Genomic DNA, 16,293 nt, shown 5'->3' on the forward strand with positions numbered 1-16,293 from the left:
GACCCATCTGGAGACGGCGCTATGCCGCCGAACCGGTGCATGTACGTCGATTTCGATATCTTGCATAGATCGTGACCGACCGAAACCTGCGAAAAAGGGAGCACCCTATGCTCGACGACGCCGGTCTGCGGGCGCTCCGCGAAGCGGCCCGCCTTTCTCCGGAGAATCTCCCCCTGCGGCAACACCTCGCCGGGCAGCTCCTGGCCATGGGATATCTCGCTGAGGCGGAGGCCGAGTACCGGGCCGCTCTCGTGCTTGCCCCCAAGAACGCGGACATCACGGCAGGTCTGGCGGAGGCGTTCGTCCGGCAGAGCGCCTACGGCGCCGCGCTGGCGGCGCTCGAACCGCTGCTGGCTTCGCCCGGCTACCCTCCCAAGCTCGGCGTGCTGGCGGCGCGGGCGCTACTGGCCGAGGGTGACACGGCACGGGCGGCCCACCGCTACCACGACGCGGTATCCCGTGATCCGTCCGTGGGCGACGCCGATCTCGCCGCCCGCCTGTCGGCCCCTCCCGTGCCCGCGTCGCCGTACCCGGCGCCCGCGCCCGCGCCGGCCTACCCGGCGGCGGGCTCCCCGCCGCCGGACGGTGCCGAGGTGGAGCGCGCCGGCTTCTCCTTCGCTGACGTGGCGGGCATGGAAGCGGTCAAGGAGGCGCTGCGGATCAAGCTCCTGCTGCCGCTCCAGCAGCCGGAGCTGTTCGCCGCGTACGGCAAGCGCGCCGGCGGCGGGGTACTGCTGTACGGGCCTCCGGGCGCGGGCAAGACTCACCTGGCCAGGGCCGCCGCCGGCGAACTGGGCGCGGCTTTCGTCAACGTGGGACTGGCCGACATCCTCGACATGTACATCGGATCGAGCGAGCGCAACCTGCGCGCCACATTCGAAATGGCCCGCCGCAACCGGCCGTGCGTACTGTTCTTCGACGAGGTCGACGCGCTGGCGGCCCGCCGCTCCGACATGCGCCAGGCGCACACGCGTCAGCTCGTCAACCAGTTCCTGGCCGAGCTCGACGGCGTGGACCAGAAGGCCAACGAGGGCGTCCTGGTGCTGGCTGCCACGAACGCTCCGTGGTACGTGGATGTGGCGTTCCGCCGTCCGGGCCGCCTCGACCAGCCGGTGTTCGTGCCGCCGCCCGACGCCGCGGCGCGCGCGGCCATTTTGCGCATCCTGTGCCGCGACAAGCCCTTGGCCGAAATGGACTTCGACGCGGTGGCGCGGGCGACCGAGCATTGCGTCGGCGCGGACCTGAAGGGTGTGGTGGACCGGGCGGTGGAGGCCAAGCTCCAGCAGTCGATCCGTGCCGGCCGCCCCATCCCGCTGTCAACGCCCGATCTGCTCGCCGCCGCGCAGACCGTACGGCCCACGGCGGTCCGCGAGTGGATGTCCACCGCGCGCAACTACGTGATGCACGCCAACGACTCCGGCGCCTGGGACGAGCTGATGCCCTGGGTCAAGCGCAAGTGGTAGCAGTCGCCGACTCAGTCCAGCGGGCGCGCACACTGCTGGAGATGCGCCGCCCGGCTGACGCCGAGCGGGAGCTGCGCGGTGTGCTCGCCCAGGAGCCGCAGCACGTCACCGCGCACTCCTTCCTGGCCCTCGCCCTGGTCCAGCAGGGCAACGTGGCCGAAGGCGTCGCGGAAGCGCATGAGGCGGTCCGGCTGGCGCCCGACCAGTGGCTCACCCACTACATGGCCGGACAGGTGTATCAACACGCCGGCCGTCCCGATGAGACGATCGCCGCGATCAACGCGTCCCTGGCTCTCGAGCCCGAGTTCGCGCCGGCCTGGGAGCTGCTGGCCCGGGCACACCTGAGGAAAGGCGAGTGGCCCCAGACGGCCGAGGCGGCGCGCCGCGGGCTGGCCTTGGATCCGCAGGACTCCGATCTGGTGAGCCTGCTGGCGCTGGCTCTCACGAAGACGGGAGAGGAGGAGCAGGCCAGGGCCGCGGCCGCGCACGCCGTACAGCTGGACCCGGAGAGCGCAACCGCGCACCTGGCGTACGGCCGGATGGCGCTGGCCTTCGGTGATCCCCGGCGAGCGGCGGACGCCTTTCGCGAAGTGCTCCGTCTCGCCCCGGGCTTCGACGAGGCCAGGGATCTCCTCGTGGCTGCGCTGAAGCAGCGCAATCCTCTTTACCGGGCGCTCACGCGACTGCAGGGCAGGTTCCGCGGCAACCGGCGGCTCGTGTTCCTGCTGCCCGCCGTACCGCCTCTCATCGTGTTCTTCGTTCTCGTCGCGGTGCTGCACTGGGCGGCGTGGGTCGCCGAGGCGTGGACCACGCTGCGCCTGGCCCGCATGAAGGCCACCCGGCTGCTGTTCTCCGATGCCGAGGCTCGCGTGGCCGTGCTGTGCTGCGGCCTGGTGGCCGCGGGCGCGGCGGTGCTCACGCTGGGCGTGACGCTCGGCCTGAACGCTGTCGGCACCGCGGGCGTGGCCGTCATGGCCCTGGTCACCCCTGTCCAGGAGGCCGTGCACACCGGGTCCGCCCGGGGCCGGACGGTCCTGTACGGCTGGACCGCCCTGCTTGCCCTGGCCATCGCCGCGTCGGCGGTTCTCACCTCGCCGACCACGGCGCTGTTGTGCGTGTACGCCGGCCTGTCCACGATCTGGGTGGCGGCCGGCATACGCCGTGTCCTTGGTCGTGTCTGACGAATCACGCCCTGCCGCGCGCGGCTCCGGCGGATTCACCCGGCGTCCGGCGCGGAGGTCCCAAGGTTCCACGAGGGAGCGGGTACGGCGCCCTATGGGGTGGAGGACGCGGCACCGGGCGTGGCCACGTACTCCTCCCTCGTGATCACGGTGACCTGAACAGGCCGACCGGTGCTCGGGACCGTCGTACGGCGCTCCGGGCGCATTCCGAGCTTGGCCATCACCCGCAGGGACGCCTCGTTGTCCACGCGGGCGACGCTGACGATCTCCTCCAGCCCCACCTCCCGGAACCCGAAAGCCAGCACCTCACGCGCCGCTTCGGTGGCGTAGCCGCGGCCCCAGTGTGCCCGTCCCAGCCGCCAGCCGATCTCCACGGCGGGCAGCACCTCCGGCAGGAACTCCGGAACCGCCAGGCCGACCCACCCCGCGAAATCCCCTGTCTCCCGCACCTCGACCGCGAACAGGCCGAACCCGCGCTCCTGCCACCCCAGCCCCCGCCTCACCAGCGCCTCGGCCGTCTGCTCGCGGGTGCGCGGCACACCGTCACCGATGTACCGCATCACCTCGGGGTCACCGTCCATCGCGGCCAGCGGATCGAGGTCGTCGTCCCGCCACATCCGCAACCGCAACCGCTCCGTCAGCCGTTCCACTCCGGGCCCTCCTCGATCGCCGAACCATGATCGTAACCGCCGCGCGCAACGCCTGTCAGGGCCGAGCCGGACCTGCCGCACGCGCGGACGCAGGCCGGCGCGTCACTCGCCGGAAAGGTCTCCGGTCTCCAGCAGCCGCCCGCCCGACAGTTCCAGCCGGCGGCCCACCTTGATCTCCGCGAGGAACCGCTCATCGTGGCTGACCACCACGAACGCCCCCTCGTACGCGTTGAGCGCGCTCTCCAGCTGCCCCACGCTGACCAGGTCGAGGTTGTTCGTGGGCTCGTCGAGCAGCAGAAGCTGGGGCGCCGGCTCCGCGCACAGCACGCAGGCCAGCGTGGCGCGCAGCCGTTCACCGCCCGACAGCACCCCGACCGGCAGGTGGGCCCGGGCGCCCCGGAACAGGAAGCGGGCGAGCAGGTTCATCCGCTCCACCTCGGGCATGGCGGGGGCGAACGCGGCGAGATTCTCCGCCACGGTGCGCTCGACGTCGAGCAGGTCCAGCCGCTGCGAAAGGTAGGCCACCCGGCCGTCGGCCCGCCGGGTCGTGCCGCCGTCCGGCTCCAGATCGCCGCCGATCAGGCGCAGCAGGGTGGACTTGCCCGCCCCGTTGGGGCCGGTCAGGGCGACACGCTCGGGTCCGCGGATCGTCAGGTCGACGCCGGGCTCGGCGAACAGGCCGCGGGCCTGGAGGTTCTCGCCGTGGAAGACCGTGCGCCCCGCGGGGACGTTGGTCCCCGGCAGTTGCAGCGCGATCTTCTGGTCGTCGCGCAGGGCGCGCCCCGCCTCGTCGAGCCGGGCCTTGGCGTCGCTGACGCGGGAGGCGTGCATCTGGCCCGCCCGCCCGGCCGACTCCTGGGCGCCCCGCTTCATGTTCCCGGCGAAGATCCGCGGCAGGCCGGCGCTCTTGAGGTTGCGCGCGGCGTTGCTCGCCCGGCGTTCGGCCCGCTCGCGGGCCTGCTGCATCTCCCGCTTCTCGCGCTTGAGCTCCTGCTCGGCGCTGCGCACGTTCCGCTCGGCGGCCTCCTGCTCGGTGCGGACCGCCTCCTCGTACGCCGTGAAGTCGCCGCCGTAGAAGCGGACCTCGCCCCGGTCGAGTTCGGCGATGCGGTCCATGCGGTCGAGCAGGGCCCGGTCGTGACTGACCACGAGCAGGCAGCCGTTCCAGTCGCCGAGCACGTCGTAGAGCCTGCGGCGCGCGTCGAGGTCGAGGTTGTTCGTCGGCTCGTCGAGCAGCAGGACGTCGGGCCGTCTGAGGAGCTGCGCGGCCAGGCCGAGCGACACGACCTGGCCGCCGCTCAGCGTACGCAGCGTACGCGCAAACTCGAGGTCGCCGAGGCCGAGCCGGTCGAGCTGGGCTCGGGTGCGCTCCTCGATGTCCCAGTCGTTGCCGATCGTGGTGAAGTGCTCCCCGCTCGCGTCCCCTGATTCGATGGCGTCCAGCGCCGCGATCACGGGGGCGATGCCCAGGACCTCGGCCACGGTGAGGTCGCCGTCGAGCGGCAGGCTCTGCGGGAGGTAACCGAGCACGCCGTCGACGGACACGCTGCCGCCACCGGGCCGGTATTCACCGGCGATCAGTTTGAGCAGCGTGCTCTTGCCCGCGCCGTTCGGAGCGACGAGGCCCGTACGGCCGCCGCCCACGGTGAAGGACAGATCGCTGAAGACAGGCGTGTCGTCGGGCCAGGAAAAGGACAGGTTGGAGCAGATGATGAACGCATCGGACATGTGGGAGACCTCGTAAGCACGTGATCCGGGCGCGGCGAAGCCGCCCGGCAATGGGACAGGTTTTCGGGAATGACGACCACGGCCACGTCGGCGGCGGTCATACGCGCCTGCCGGGGCCGATCAACCTCCGGTATCACCCGGAGATGTCGTCGTCACCTGCCACGTCTGGTCTCCTAGCTTTCGCTTACAAGCGTCACACACCATAACAGCCGTCTACCGTCCAACGGCAAGGCGTTTTTTCCGGGGCCCCGCCGCCGGCGGCGAGTGCCACGCCGACCACGGGGCCGGCCGCCCTGAACGTCGACGCCAGGAGCGGAATCGGCCACGAGCTGCGGGATCAGGGCTTGCCGGGGGCGCCCGGCGGGCGGTGCTCGGCGGCGATGCCGATGCGGCGGTGCTCAGCCGGGTGGGACTCCCCACTCTGGTGGAAGGCCGCCGTGCCCAGACGAATGACCGTCTCCGAAGGCTGCCGTTCCGCGTCCTCCAGCGCCTGCAGGCGTTCGAGGTCGGCGGCGGGGACCAAGGCCACGATCGGCTTTCCATGCCGGGTCATCACGATGCGCTCCCCGCCGTACGCGGCACGGTTCACCAGCTCGGCGAAGTCGGCCCGAGCTTGCGTGACAGGGATCTCTTCGGCCATGGATCCAACATAGCAGTCTGTATGTAATGTACGTTCTGTATATTCTGTACAGAATGGAGGCCGCCCATGATCGACCCCACCAGCCGCTACGTCCTGCCGGAGGTCGTCGAGAGGACCAGCCACGGCACGGTCGTGATGGATCCCTACTCCAAGCTCCTGGCCGGGAGGATCGTCTTCCTCGGCGCCCCGATCGACGACACCAGCGCCAACGACGTGATGGCGCAGATGCTCTACCTCGACTACGACAACCCCGACCAGGACATCTCGCTGTACATCAACTCCCCCGGCGGCTCGTTCACCGCGATGATGGCGATCTACGACACGATGCAGCACGTCGCCGCGGACGTGGAGACCGTCTGCATGGGCCAGGCCGCCTCCGCAGCCGCCGTCCTGCTGGCCGCGGGAACCCCCGGCAAGCGGCTCGCCCTGCCGCGCTCACGCGTCCTCGTTCACCAGCCCGCAGGTGAGGGGGAAGGACAGTTCAGCGACCTGGAGATCCACGCCCGGGAGGTCCTGCGCGCGCGGGCGCTCACGGAGACCCTGCTCGCCCGGCATACAGGGCAGAGCGCGGAGCGCGTCCGCCGCGACATCGAGCGGGACAAGATTCTCACCGCGAACGAGGCCATCTCCTACGGCTTCGTCGACGCACTGGCCGGATCCCGCAAGAGGGTCCCGATCCGGTGATATGCCGGTGACCGGCGCGGCCGTCGCCGCCGGCGTGATCAAGGCGTCAGGCGGAAGACCGGCCGGCCGCGTGGGTCGCGCTCGGCGTCCAGGGTCTTGTCCTCCAGGAACGCCACGGCATCCGGGTCGAGGAAGACGCGTACGTCCTCCTTCTCGATCACGTGGTCTCCGGACCAGGCATCGCTCGCCAGCGAGAACTCGAGCGCGCCTTGTTCGTCCGGCTTCACGGCGATCCGCAGGCCCGCCTGGTGCGGCAGGTACTCGCCCACGATGAGATCGCGGATCGCCCCCATGGCATTGTCGGTCATCGTCAGCACGGCAGGCTCCTCGATTCTGATGCCGCGGTCCGTCTCGTCCGATGCCGGCCCGCCCAGCGGATCGGCTGCCCTTGGCCCCGGACAAGCCGTGCGCCCGCGCTCCCGCCGCCGGTGGACGAGGACACCCCTCGCGCCCCCTGCCCCGAGCCGTCCCGATCAAACGGCGTCGCCGCGCCCGCAACCATGGTGGCGGCCGGATCGGACGGGCCGTTCCGGCCGCCCCTCTGTCCGCGGGGGCCGGTCTCGCCCGGGGCGTCCACAACGCTCTTCCTCCCGCGGTCGTAGACTCGAAGCCGAACCCGCACCCACCTTCTCGTCGATGACGCGGCCGGCCGCGTCGCGGATCGGGGACGACGGCGTTCGCCCCGGGCGGCGAGCCCGCCGGGCGATCGCGTGACGCTCAGACGGGGGAGATATGCGTATCGGCAATGTCTATCGCCCAATGGTCTTCGGCTGCCGGGCGGACGAACGGCTGCCCGAGGTGGCCCGGCGGATGGTCGAGAAGAAGGTCGGCGCGCTCGCTGTGCTCGACGGCGACGAGGTCGCCGGAATAATCACGGAGCGTGACCTGGTGGCGGCGATGGCCACGTTCACCGACCCGTCCTCCGTGAACGCCGCCACGTGCGCCAAGACCGAGGTGAAGACCGCGGGCCTGGACGAGGACTCGCGCGAGGTCGCCCGCCGGATGCTGGACGCGGGCATCCGCCACCTGCCCGTGGAACAGGACGGACGCATGGTGGGCATGGTCTCGATGCGCGATCTCCTCGCTCTGGAGACGTGGGCGTCGTGAGGCGTCCCTCCGCGTGACACCGTCGCGGTCACGACGAGGGCCGTGCCGAGCGAGATCGTGGAGCTTCCCGGCGAGCGCCGTGATCTCGTCGAGCCCGTGCACGGTCGTGGTCATGGTGTGCCTCTTCTCTCGGGGAGTGTCCGGTCACTTCTGGCCGCCGAGCCCGAGCAGGCGTACGGCGTTGTCCTTGAGGATCTTCGGACGGACCTCCGGCTTGATCTCCAGCCTGTCGAAGTCGGCCAGCCAGCGGTCCGGTGTGATCACCGGGTAGTCGGAGCCGAAGAGCACCTTCTCCTTCAGCAGCGTGTTCGCGTACCGGACGAGCTGCGGCGGGAAGTACTTCGGCGACCAGCCGGACAGGTCGATGTAGACGTACGGCTTGTGCGTGGCGACGGCGAGGGCCTCGTCCTGCCATGGGAAGGACGGGTGGGCGAGGATGATCCGCAGCTCGGGGAAGTCCACCGCGACGTCGTCGACCAGCATCGGGTTGGCGTACTTCAGCCGGATGCCGCCTCCGCCCGGGACACCCGCGCCGATGCCGGTCTGGCCGGTGTGGAACAGCGCGACCGCGCCCAGTTCCTCGATGGCCTCGTACAGCGGGTAGGCGGTCCGGTCGTCGGGCGCGATGCCCTGGATGCCGGGATGGAACTTGAAGCCGCGCACCCCATGCTCCTCGACCAGCCGGCGCGCCTCGCGGGCGCCCGCCCGCCCCTTCCACGGGTCCACGCTGGCGAACGGGATGAGCACGTCGGCGTGCTCGGCACAGCTCTCGGCGACCTCCTCGTTGGAGATGCGCGGGTGGCCGGTGGCGTGCTCGGCGTCCACGGTGAACACCACCGCGGCCATCTTCCGCTCGCGGTAGTAGGCGGCCATCTCGGGGATGGTCGGCTGCCGGTGCGCGTGCGCCTTGAAGTAGTCCGCCGACGCGCCGAACAGCTCCGGGCTCAGCGAGCCGTGGCCGTCCTTGGAGATCTCCGCGTGGGTGTGGACGTCGATCGCGACCAGGTCGGCGACGTTCATGGCTCCTCCGGTCATCTCAGGCCTCCGGGATCGCGGGAACGGGGATTCCGTACGTCTCGGGGTCGGCGCCGACGCCGGTCTTCCACGACTCGGCGATGGGGACCGCGTCGTGGAGGGCGTCGTGGAGGGCGGCGAGGTACCGCTCCGCGTCAAGCGCGGCGGCGCAGCCGGTGCCCGCGGCGGTGACCGCCTGCCGGTAGTGCCGGTCGACCAGGTCGCCGCAGGCGAACACGCCGGTCAGGTTCGTCCGGGTGGACGGGTGGTCCACCCGCACGTAGCCGTCGTCGTCCAGGTCCACCTGGCCGATCAGCAGCTCGGAGCGGGGGTCGTGGCCGATCGCGACGAACAGACCGGCCACCTCGACCTCGCGCCGCTCCCCGGTCACGGTGTCGGCGAGCGTCACCCCGGTCAGCCGGTCCTCGCCGTGCAGCTCCTCGACCACCGAGTTCCAGGCGAACTCGATCTTCGGGTCGGCGAGCGCGCGTTCCTGCATGATCTTCGAGGCGCGCAGCTCTCCGCGCCGGTGCACCAGGGTGACCTTCGAGGCGAACCGGGTCAGGAAGGCGGCCTCCTCCAGCGCGGAGTCACCGCCGCCCACGACCATGATGTTCCGGTCCCTGAAGAAGAAGCCGTCGCAGGTCGCGCACCAGGAGACACCGTGCCCGGACAGCCGGTCCTCGCCGGGCAGCCCGAGCTTGCGGTAACCCGAGCCCATGGCGAGGATCACCGACCTGGCCCGGTGCTCGCGGCCCGAGCCGTCCACCACGGTCTTGATCTCGCCGGTCAGCGCCACCTCGGTGACGTCGCCGGCGGCCAGTTCGGCGCCGAACCGCTTGGCCTGGGCCCGCATGCTCTCCATCAGCTCGGGCCCCATGATCCCGCCCGGGAAGCCGGGGAAGTTCTCCACCTCGGTGGTGTTCATCAGCGCGCCGCCCGCCGTCACCGACCCGGTGAAGACGAGAGGCCGCAGGTCGGCCCGGGCCGCGTACACGGCCGCGGTGTACCCGGCCGGGCCCGAGCCGATGACGATGACATCACGTACGTCGAGGCCCATGCCCCACTCCTCGGTCTCGGCGGGGCCCGCCCCGCGTGCGTCGATCGCCGGCGCGTCGCTCACCGCCCGCTCCCCTGCCGCTCGTGCTCCGCCGGCTCGGGTCTGCGCATCGGGAACGGGCTCAGCCCGCCCCCGTCCACCGGCAGCGCCTGACCGGTGAGGTAGCCGCCCGCGGGGTCGGCCAGGAAGGCCACCGCCGACGCCACGTCCTCGGGACGGCCGACCCGGCCGACCGGGATGGCCCGGCCGCGCTGCCGCAGCGTCTCGGCCACGTCCAGGTCGGGCGAAGGGTCCAGCACGGCCCTGCTGGTGGCGACCAGGCCGGGGCACACCGCGTTGACCGTGATGCCCCACGGCGCCACGTCCATGGACAGCGCGCGGGTCAGTCCGATCACGCCGGCCTTCGACGCCGAGTACGCGGTCGAGAACGGCGCCGCGGTCAGCCCGGCCATCGACGAGATGTTGACGATGCGCCCGTACCTGCGGCTCCGCATGTGCGGCACGGCCGCCCGGCACATCAGGTACGTGCCGCGCAGGTTGACGCCGAGCACCAGGTCCCAGGTCTCCAGCGGCACGTCCTCGATGTCGGCGCGGTCCGGACCCTGCGGGGCCGCGGCGTTGTTGACCAGCACGTCGACCGAGCCGAACCGCTCCACGGTCGCGGCGACCATCCGCTCCGCGGCGGCGGGGTCGGAGACGTCGCCGAGCACGGAGGCGACCTCGTGCCCCTCCGCGGCGAGGTCGGCGACCAGCGCGGACAGGCCGTCGCCGGTCGGCACCGCGCCGATCAGCCGCTGGCGGTCGTTCGGGACGCCCGCCGCCTCCTTGTCCGTCACCATCACGGCCATCCCGGCCCGCGCGAGGGTGCGGGCGATGGCCTGTCCCATCCCGTCGGGCTTGCCGCATCCGGTGACGAGGGCGGCCCGCCGCCCCGGTCCGCCGCTCACGGCTCGACCCGCGCGGAGATGCCCGACCAGTTCGAGAACAGCCGGACCACCATGGACATCCCGGCGTTCCTGGCCCCGGCGACGACGATCGGCAGGTTCTGCGGCGAGTCGGCCGCGAACATCGGGTCGAAGCCCTCCGACTCTCCGTCGCCGCGCTCGTATCTGACGCCGTTCTCGGTGATGCCGTTCTTGCCGACCCGGGCCAGGTCGGCCTTGGTCCGGCCGCACCGCTCCACCAGCCAGGTACGGACGTCGTCCTTGCTCATCCCGGCGTTCGCCAGCATCTGCGCGTGCTCCGGGCAGAACACCACGCCCGCCCCGGCGTTGCGGAAGATCAGCGAGCCACTGCGGGACAGCGTGTCGGCGAAGTCGGCGAGCAGTTTCTCCGGGTCTCCGGTGTGCCGGTTGTCGACGTACTCGCTGGTCCGCAGCAGGGTCGTGGAGACGGCGTCGACGCCCGCGGTCACCCCGCCGTCCACCGACAGCGGCTCCCAGGGGCTCTCCTCCTCGTTCTCGGCGATGCACATCGCCCAGCGGCCGGGGACGCCCTGGGTCGCCTGCTCGAAGACGTGTGGGACGACGCCGAGCCCGTTGCGCACGATCAGGCCGATGGCGCGGGCGACCGTCGCGTTCGGCCGGAAGCCGGGTCCGAACACGCCGCCGGTGCTGTTGAAGCCGAGCCGCCGCCGCACCGGGCCGTTCACCACGAGCAGCGGCGCCGGGCCGCTGGTGCTCTGCCAACCGCCGCCCATCGTGGAGCGCTCCAGCATCAGCGCGTCCCAGGCGGCCAGCACCACGGGGAAGTAGTCCGGCAGGCAGCCGGCCATCACCGAGTTGATCGCCGCCAGCTCGACGGTCACCTCGCGCTTGAGGTGGTCCAGCCTGCCGATCACCTCGTCGGCCGGCCGCGAGGTCGTGGCGAGGAACTCGTCGGTTCGCTCCCTCGTCGCGGGCACCGTGGGCAGCCCGTCGGTCCAGCCCTGCCGGTACACGTACTCGATCGCCCGCTCCGCCAGGCGCGGATCCTCGGTGGCCTGCCCGGTCATCGTCCCTCCTCGCTCACCCGCGCCACGACGACGTCGAGCAACTCGCCGGCGCGGACCGCGACCTGCTCGGGGTTCAGCACCGCGACCGGGTGCGGGGTCATCAGGAAATCGAAGTCGGCGTCGCCGTGGACCTCGGCCATCGCCCGGGCCGTCACCGCGAACGCGTCACTGCAGATGACCGCCGCGGGGATGCCCTCACGCTCGAACGTGATGCCGTCGGCCACCGCGGACGCGCTGCACGAGCCGCAGTCGCCCACCCCGACGACCACCACGTCGCAGGCGGCCTTCATCTCGCTGAGCAGCGGTTCGTCCACCGGCAGCGCGAACATCTCCTTGGTGCGCCGGATCGTCACCACGGCGCCGTACCGGCTCGCCATCAGCTCGCCGATCTCGGCCAGCAGCAGCGCCGCGTTCTGCTTGGTGTTGTCCAGCAGGCCCACCCGCGCGCCCGCCAGGCTCGGCAGCCGCCGCGCATCGGACGCCGCGCCGGCGGGCCGTACGGACAGCCCCGTCGGGTCCAGGATCCGGTCGAACATCCCTCACACTCCTCTTCGGGCTCGGGCCGGTCCCGTCCACACGGGTCAGCCGGCTCTTCGTCTCCGACCGCTCGATGGCCCCATCGGGACCGGGCCGACGCGGTGCGGCGGTCACTCCGGGCCCACGGCAGGCTGGGAGTCGTTCGGATAGGTCAGCCGGATCGCGTCCGCGTCGACGCCGAGGATCGGCTGCAGCATGGTGACCAGGATCTTCTTGGGCACCAGACAGTCGCCGCAGGTCTCCGGGTCGGCGGTGATCCGGACGTCGAACCCGGCTCCGCTCTCCTCGACGGTCAGGTGATAGCCGTCGACGGCCAGGGTCGCGGCCATCTGCTCAAGTCGGGCGTCGTCTTTCATCACTGCCTCACTCGTGCTCTCGGTGACGGGGCTGTCGGCTCCGCAGAGCCGGTCAGCGGGAAGTGACAGGCGGCGAGCCGCCCGGGGGCCACCTCGACGAGCGGCGGCTCGTTGTCCGCGCACTCCTGCCGCGCGATCGGGCACCTGGTACGGAACCGGCAGCCGGACGGCGGAGACAGCGGCGAGGGGAGCTGGCCCTCCAGGCGGGGCGTGCTCGCGTGGTCCCGGGTGGGATCGGGCACCGGCACCGCGCCGATGAGCGCCCGGGTGTACGGGTGGGCCGGTGCGGAGTACACCTGGTCCGCGTCGCCCAGCTCGACGATCGTGCCGAGGTACATCACGGCGACCCGGTCGCTGATGTTCCGCACCACGCTCAGGTCATGGGAGACGAACAGCATGGTGAGTCCGCGCTCCGCCTTCAGCCGTTCCAGCAGGTTGAGCACCTGCGCCTGGACCGACACGTCCAGCGCGGACACCGGCTCGTCGCACACCAGCACGTCCGGGTCGAGCGCCATGGCGCGGGCGATGGCGACGCGCTGCGCCTGCCCGCCGGAAAGCTGGTACGCCTTCTTGCCGCCGTGGATGTCCGGATCGACGCCGACGCCGCGCAGCGCGTCGTCCACCTTCGCGGCCAGTTCCGCGCCCCGTACGCCCTGGATCAGCAGGCCCTCGGCGACGCACCCGCGCACGGTCTTGCGCGGGTTGAGCGAGGCGATCGGGTCCTGCAGGACGATCTGGATGCGGGTGCGCCGCCTGCGCATCTCGCGCGGAGAGAGGGTGAGCAGGTCGGTGCCGTCGAGCAGCACCGATCCGCTCGCCGCCTGCTGCAGCCGAACGATCGCCTTGGCGGCGGAGGACTTGCCGCAGCCGGACTCGCCGACCACGCCGAGGGTCTCCCCCGGCGGCATGGCGAAGCTGATCCCGGACACCGCGTGGATCGTGCCGCCCGGCACCCTGTAGCGGCAGACCAGGTCGCGCACCTCCAGCCGGGGCGGCTGCCCGGCCGCCGCGGTCGCGGCGGGCGGGGCGGCCACCGCGGCGGCGTGCGCCGAGGCCGGAGCCGCGTCCGGCTCCACCGGGACGAAGCAGGCGAACCGGTGACCGGAGTCGCCCTGCGAAAGCAGTCGTGGCCGCTCGGTGCGGCACCGGTCCACCGCGGCGGGACAGCGGGGCGCGAAGCGGCACGCCCGCGGCCGTCCCACCGGGTCGGGGGCGGACCCCGGAACGGTGGGCAGCACGCTGTGCCGCGGCATGTCCAGGGTGGGCAGCGCCCCGAGCAGCGCCCGGGTATACCGGTGCCTGGCCTCTGCGAACAGCGTCCCGGTGGCGGACTCCTCGGCGATCCGGCCGCCGTACATGACGGCGATCCGGTCGGTACGGCTGGCCACCACGCCGAGGTCGTGGCTCACGATGATCATGGCCATCCTGCGGGTGGCCTGGATCTCCTGCAGCAGGTCGAGGATCTGCCGCTGGATGGTCACGTCCAGCGCGGTGGTCGCCTCGTCGGCGATCAGCAGGTCGGGGTCGCAGGCCAGCGCCATCGCGATGGCGACCCGCTGCCGCATGCCGCCGGACAGCTGGTGCGGGTACTGGGCGAGCCGCGCCCGGGGGTCCGGGATGCCGACCAGGTCGAGCAGGTCAAGCGTGCGCTCCCGCGCCTGCGCGGCGGTCAGGCCGAGGTGCCGCCTGGCGCCCTCGCTGACCTGTCGGCCGATCCGGACCACCGGGTTGAGCGACGTCATCGAGTCCTGGAAGACCATGGCGACCCGCTTGCCCCACACGCCGCGCGCCTGCTCGGTGCGGCCGCCGGCGAGATCCACGCTGTCGAAGGTCAGCTCGCCGGAGAGTGTGGACGCGGCCGGGGTGACCCCCATGATCGACCGGACCAGCATCGACTTGCCCGAGCCGGATTCGCCGACCAGGCCGAGCGTCTCGCCCGCGCCGAGGTCGAGGTCGACCCCGTCCAGCGGCCAGATCGCGCCCCGCGCGGTCGGGATGCGCACGCTGAGGTCACGGATCCGCAGCAGCGACTTCGCCTCGTCGTGCGTCACAGATGTCCTCCCCGTCCGTCCGCGCGCTCGCGGAGGCGATCACCGATGGTGTTGAACGAGAACACGGTCAGCAGCAGCACCGCCGCGGGGACGAAGACGAGGTACGGCCGGGTCCTGATGCTGTCGAAACCGGACGCGATCATCCCGCCCCAGCTCGGCCGCGGCGGCGGCAGGCCGATCCCGAGGAAGTCGAGCGCCCCCAGGGCGATCATGAAGGTCGCCACCATGACGAACCCGAACGCGACCAGCGAGTGCGTGATGTTCGGCAGCACCTCGCGGACGATCATCCGCCAGGCCGGCGTGCCGAGGGCCCGGGCGGCCAGCACGTAATCCCGGCCGAGCTGGACGTTGGCGTTCGCGTACGCGATGCGCAGGCTGGACGGCAGGCTGAGCAGGCCGAGCATGGCCGACAGCGACCAGACGCTCGGCCGCATCACCGAGGCCATGGCCAGCAGCAGCACCAGGCCGGGGAAGGCGAGCACCACATCGCTGAGCAGGTTGACCACGGTGGCGAGCCAGCCCTTGAAGTAGGCGGCGGCCGTCCCGAGGGCGACCCCACCCGCCATCCCGATGACGGTGCCGAGCACGGCGACCGCCAGGGAGAGTTGTGCACCGTGGATCACCCGGGACAGCACGCTCAGCCCGACGCTGTCGGCGCCGAGGAACTCGGGCCAGGACTCGAACGGCGGGGTCGCGCCGTCCGCAACCGGCTCGTCGTATCCGGCGATCGGCAGCAGCCCGGCCAGCAGGGTGGAGGCGAGGACGAGCACCACCCAGGCGGAGCAGAGCACCAGGCTGACTGGCGGCCGGCGCCGGACCGGCGCGTCCTCGTCCTCGGCCGCGGCGGCCCGTGTGCCGGGCCCTGTCGTCATCGTCGCGCTCATGACGTCTGCACTCTCGGGTCGATGACGGCCTGCAGGATGTCGACCAGGGTGTTGACCACCACATAGGTCAGCGCGACCAGCAGCACCAGGCCCTGGACGATGGGGACGTCCCGCTGGGTGACCGCGTTGACGATCGCCGACCCCATGCCGGGCAGCCGGAAGATCACTTCGGAGATGACCGCGCCGGTCATCAGCGAGCCGATGGACAGCCCGGCCAGGGAGACCAGCGTGGTCAGCGACGGCCGCAGCGCGTGCCGCAGCAGGATGTAGGCGGTGTTCAGCCCCTTGGCCCGCGCGGTCAGCACGAAGTCCTGCTGCAACGTGGTGATCATGTCGCTGCGCAGCACCCGGAAGAACGTGGCCATCGGGTGCAGGGCCAGCACCAGGGAGGGCAGGATCGCGCTGCGCAGGTTGCCCACCGGGTCCTCGGTCAAGGGGACCCACCCGCTGACCGGCAGCATCCCCAGCCGCACCGCGAACACGTAGAGCAGCCCGATCGCCAGCACGAACGAGGGCAGCGACATGAACAGCGAGGAGACGCCGGTCGCGATCGTGTCGATCTTTCCGCCGACGTTCCTCGCGGTGTAGGCGGCCAGCGGCACCGCGACCAGCAGGGCGATGCCGAGGCCGAGCACCATCAGCTCGAAGGTCACCGCGAAACCGTTGGCGATCACCTCGGTCACCGGGACGTGGGTGAGCAGCGACTCGCCCAGGTCGCCGCGGACCGCGTCCGCGAGCCAGGACAGGTACCGCTCGGCGAAGGGCCGGTCCAGCCCGAGCTGCCGTTCCAGCTCCGCGATCTGCCCGGCGTTGGCGTTCGGGCCCAGGATCTGGGCGGCGACGGTGCCGCCCTGCGAGAGCAGGGCGGTCACGCCGAGGGAGACCAGGAGGACGACAGCGAGGAGATGGCTGAGCTTCTTCGCCACGAACGTGGTGCTGCTCATC

Annotated in this window: 17 protein-coding genes; 4 read left to right on the plus strand and 13 right to left on the minus strand. The window is 71.7% G+C overall.

Translation table 11 applies throughout. The features are described from left to right. Positions 1 to 107: 107 nt before the first annotated feature. Together AWQ71_RS18675 and AWQ71_RS18680 are read left to right on the plus strand one after the other, a co-directional pair. Positions 108 to 1,463 (plus strand): ATP-binding protein, encoded by a 1,356-nt coding sequence (locus AWQ71_RS18675; RefSeq protein ID WP_067134901.1) that lies wholly within the window; start codon positions 108 to 110, stop codon positions 1,461 to 1,463. After that, positions 1,457 to 2,644, plus strand: coding sequence for a tetratricopeptide repeat protein (locus AWQ71_RS18680; protein WP_281196206.1), 1,188 nt, complete (start codon positions 1,457 to 1,459; stop codon positions 2,642 to 2,644). Before AWQ71_RS18675 ends, AWQ71_RS18680 begins: the two co-directional genes overlap by 7 nt. Before the next feature lie 92 nt (positions 2,645 to 2,736). On the opposite strand, the gene AWQ71_RS18685 is transcribed toward AWQ71_RS18680, so the two are convergent. From AWQ71_RS18685 to AWQ71_RS18695, 3 genes are all read right to left on the minus strand, one after another. Further along, the gene (locus tag AWQ71_RS18685) at positions 2,737 to 3,294 is read right to left on the minus strand and encodes a GNAT family N-acetyltransferase (protein WP_218001850.1); all 558 of its coding nucleotides are present in this window, start codon (positions 3,292 to 3,294) and stop codon (positions 2,737 to 2,739) included. A gap of 102 nt (positions 3,295 to 3,396) precedes the next feature. Continuing rightward, positions 3,397 to 5,022 carry an ABC-F family ATP-binding cassette domain-containing protein gene (locus AWQ71_RS18690; RefSeq protein WP_067134905.1) on the minus strand — a complete coding sequence of 542 codons (1,626 nt, stop codon included), beginning with the start codon at positions 5,020 to 5,022 and terminating at the stop codon, positions 3,397 to 3,399. A 337-nt stretch (positions 5,023 to 5,359) separates the two neighbouring features. Next, positions 5,360 to 5,662, minus strand: a complete 303-nt coding sequence (locus AWQ71_RS18695) for a type II toxin-antitoxin system Phd/YefM family antitoxin (protein WP_067134907.1) — start codon at positions 5,660 to 5,662, stop codon at positions 5,360 to 5,362. Between the two features lie 66 nt (positions 5,663 to 5,728). Here AWQ71_RS18695 and AWQ71_RS18700 point away from each other — a divergent pair, with 66 nt between their 5' ends. Beyond that, positions 5,729 to 6,346: an ATP-dependent Clp protease proteolytic subunit gene (locus AWQ71_RS18700; protein WP_067134908.1), complete on the plus strand. Its 618-nt coding sequence runs from the start codon at positions 5,729 to 5,731 to the stop codon at positions 6,344 to 6,346. Between the two features lie 38 nt (positions 6,347 to 6,384). On the opposite strand, the gene AWQ71_RS18705 is transcribed toward AWQ71_RS18700, so the two are convergent. Beyond that, positions 6,385 to 6,663 carry a HesB/IscA family protein gene (locus AWQ71_RS18705; RefSeq protein ID WP_067134910.1) on the minus strand — a complete coding sequence of 93 codons (279 nt, stop codon included), beginning with the start codon at positions 6,661 to 6,663 and terminating at the stop codon, positions 6,385 to 6,387. Positions 6,664 to 7,078: 415 nt separating this feature from the next. Here AWQ71_RS18705 and AWQ71_RS18710 point away from each other — a divergent pair, with 415 nt between their 5' ends. Next, entirely contained in the window at positions 7,079 to 7,453 is a 375-nt protein-coding gene (locus AWQ71_RS18710; protein WP_067134912.1) for a CBS domain-containing protein, read from the plus strand. Between the two features lie 144 nt (positions 7,454 to 7,597). On the opposite strand, the gene AWQ71_RS18715 is transcribed toward AWQ71_RS18710, so the two are convergent. From AWQ71_RS18715 to AWQ71_RS18755, 9 genes are all read right to left on the minus strand, one after another. Then, positions 7,598 to 8,473, minus strand: a complete 876-nt coding sequence (locus AWQ71_RS18715; RefSeq protein ID WP_067135218.1) for an amidohydrolase family protein — start codon at positions 8,471 to 8,473, stop codon at positions 7,598 to 7,600. A gap of 16 nt (positions 8,474 to 8,489) precedes the next feature. Beyond that, positions 8,490 to 9,527: a thioredoxin-disulfide reductase gene (gene trxB, locus AWQ71_RS18720; RefSeq protein ID WP_067135220.1), complete on the minus strand. Its 1,038-nt coding sequence runs from the start codon at positions 9,525 to 9,527 to the stop codon at positions 8,490 to 8,492. A 59-nt stretch (positions 9,528 to 9,586) separates the two neighbouring features. Further along, positions 9,587 to 10,474: an SDR family NAD(P)-dependent oxidoreductase gene (locus tag AWQ71_RS18725; RefSeq protein WP_067134914.1), complete on the minus strand. Its 888-nt coding sequence runs from the start codon at positions 10,472 to 10,474 to the stop codon at positions 9,587 to 9,589. Continuing rightward, the gene (locus tag AWQ71_RS18730) at positions 10,471 to 11,520 is read right to left on the minus strand and encodes a hypothetical protein (RefSeq protein ID WP_067134916.1); all 1,050 of its coding nucleotides are present in this window, start codon (positions 11,518 to 11,520) and stop codon (positions 10,471 to 10,473) included. Before AWQ71_RS18730 ends, AWQ71_RS18725 begins: the two co-directional genes overlap by 4 nt. Next, the gene (locus AWQ71_RS18735; protein WP_067134918.1) at positions 11,517 to 12,056 is read right to left on the minus strand and encodes a UGSC family (seleno)protein; all 540 of its coding nucleotides are present in this window, start codon (positions 12,054 to 12,056) and stop codon (positions 11,517 to 11,519) included. Before AWQ71_RS18735 ends, AWQ71_RS18730 begins: the two co-directional genes overlap by 4 nt. Before the next feature lie 111 nt (positions 12,057 to 12,167). After that, a complete protein-coding gene (locus AWQ71_RS18740; protein ID WP_067134920.1) occupies positions 12,168 to 12,413 on the minus strand; it encodes a hypothetical protein in 246 nt (81 codons plus the stop codon). Then, the gene (locus tag AWQ71_RS18745) at positions 12,413 to 14,464 is read right to left on the minus strand and encodes a dipeptide ABC transporter ATP-binding protein (protein WP_067134922.1); all 2,052 of its coding nucleotides are present in this window, start codon (positions 14,462 to 14,464) and stop codon (positions 12,413 to 12,415) included. The genes AWQ71_RS18740 and AWQ71_RS18745 overlap by 1 nt, the downstream gene beginning before the upstream one ends. Further along, positions 14,461 to 15,336, minus strand: coding sequence for an ABC transporter permease (locus AWQ71_RS18750; protein ID WP_169806592.1), 876 nt, complete (start codon positions 15,334 to 15,336; stop codon positions 14,461 to 14,463). Before AWQ71_RS18750 ends, AWQ71_RS18745 begins: the two co-directional genes overlap by 4 nt. Before the next feature lie 8 nt (positions 15,337 to 15,344). Beyond that, positions 15,345 to 16,292, minus strand: a complete 948-nt coding sequence (locus tag AWQ71_RS18755) for an ABC transporter permease (protein WP_067134926.1) — start codon at positions 16,290 to 16,292, stop codon at positions 15,345 to 15,347. Position 16,293 lies beyond the last annotated feature (1 nt).

Source organism: Microtetraspora malaysiensis, assembly GCF_001528665.1.
Lineage (GTDB): Bacteria > Actinomycetota > Actinomycetes > Streptosporangiales > Streptosporangiaceae > Microtetraspora_A > Microtetraspora_A malaysiensis.